We start from the raw sequence: 1,417 nt of genomic DNA, 5'->3' as shown, positions 1-1,417 counted from the left end.
CGTCCGGGCCCAGGCAGGAGGCCAGGATCCCGGCGACGGCCCCGGCACCGATCGGGGACGTCCTCGTGCTGGTAACGGTGAACCCGGCCGAGGGGCGGGGGGAAGCTGACACGGAGGAGGTGTCCGTGGGGGCTGCTCCGTGCCGTGGGCCGGGTGAGTGCAGCACGGACGGGAGAGCCAGGCACAGGGCTGCCGCGGTGCAGGCCGCGGTCGCGCCCAGGGCGTGCCGGCGGTGGCGGCGCCGGTCGGCGCGTCGGCGGATCTCCGCGGCGGGCAGGGTCGGTGCCGGCATCTGCGTGCCGAGCCGCCGCAGCCGGTCGCCCAGGGTGTCGTGGAGGGGATCAGACATGGAGTCGTCCTTCCTCGCTGGTCGGGGGCTGGGCGCCGAGCCGGGCCGCCAGCGCCGTCCGCCCGCGGGCGAGGCGGCTCTTGACGGCACTGACGCTGGCGCCGGTCTCGGCCGCGACCTGCTCGACGGAAAGGTCGCACATGTGGTGCAGGACCATGGCGCTGCGCTGCGCCTCGGGCAGGTCGCGGAGCGCGATGACCAGCATTAAGTACTCCTCAGTGGGCGGCTCGACGGTGCGGGGTTCATGGTGGTGGCGTCCGGCCAGATGCAGACCCCGGGCCAGACGTCGCCAACGTGAGATGGCCAGCCGCCGGGCGGTGGTCCGGATCCAGGCTTCCGCGGCATCGTCGGGGTCGAACGTGCGCCTTCGGTCCCACGCGCGGATGAAGGCCTCCTGGACCACGTCCTGTGCTTCGGACCAGTCACTGGTCATCGCGTAGAGCTGCCCGGTCAGGCGGGAGAAGGACGCTGCGTAGAACGCGTCGAACTCCTGTGGCGTCATCAACGGCTTCTCTCCTGGTGCTGTCGATCGGCTCGCATCACAGGCGGTTCGCCGGGAAGCACTCCTCGACCACGGCGGTGGAGCCGTGCCCCCGGGCGGAGCCTCGCGCCGCTCAAGCCTGTACGCACGAGCGCCGTCCCCAGGTCGCGCCCACGTCCTGTGACATGGACCACGTGTCCGGGGTGCGACCGCACGGGCACCGAGGGGCGTACAGGGGTGCGGGCATCAACCGGACGCCCGCAGGAAAGGACACTGATTCATGCGTATCCGCCCGATCATGCTCATCGCGGCCACCGCCACAGCCATCGCGACGGCGGGAGGAGTGGCCAGCGCTGCGACCGGCACCCCCCAGCCCGCCGCCACGGCTCACGGCAAGCCGTCCGGTGCGCCCGCCGCCAAGGTTCACGGCACCGGCTCGGCCGGCGCCTCGGTGGTCTCCGGTACCGGTGTCTCCGGGAACCGCGTGACCGCCCCCTCGGCCGGGTTCACCGTTACCAGCACGAGGACGTCCCCGATCGGTGCCGGGGCCGTCGCCGGGATCCTGGCCTCCTGCCTGGGCCCGGACT

1 protein-coding gene and 2 pseudogenes are annotated in these 1,417 nt (G+C 72.9%); 1 reads left to right on the top strand and 2 read right to left on the bottom strand.

Going from position 1 to position 1,417, the window contains the following annotated elements:
• Both AB0947_RS42800 and AB0947_RS42795 read right to left on the bottom strand, forming a co-directional pair.
• Window positions 1-349, bottom strand: a pseudogene (locus tag AB0947_RS42800) (hypothetical protein); the annotation flags it as partial.
• On the bottom strand, window positions 342-851 hold the full coding sequence (locus AB0947_RS42795) for a SigE family RNA polymerase sigma factor (protein ID WP_366755751.1): 510 nt from the start codon (window positions 849-851) through the stop codon (window positions 342-344). The gene AB0947_RS42795 and the pseudogene AB0947_RS42800, both read right to left, overlap by 8 nt.
• Window positions 852-1,110: 259 nt before the next feature.
• Here AB0947_RS42795 and AB0947_RS42790 point away from each other — a divergent pair.
• A pseudogene (locus tag AB0947_RS42790) lies at window positions 1,111-1,417 on the top strand (hypothetical protein); the annotation flags it as partial.

This window comes from Streptomyces sp. NPDC047841, assembly GCF_040704085.1.
GTDB classification, from domain to species: Bacteria; Actinomycetota; Actinomycetes; order Streptomycetales; family Streptomycetaceae; genus Streptomyces; species Streptomyces argyrophylli.
This window is presented reverse-complemented; position numbering and strand designations above follow the sequence as displayed.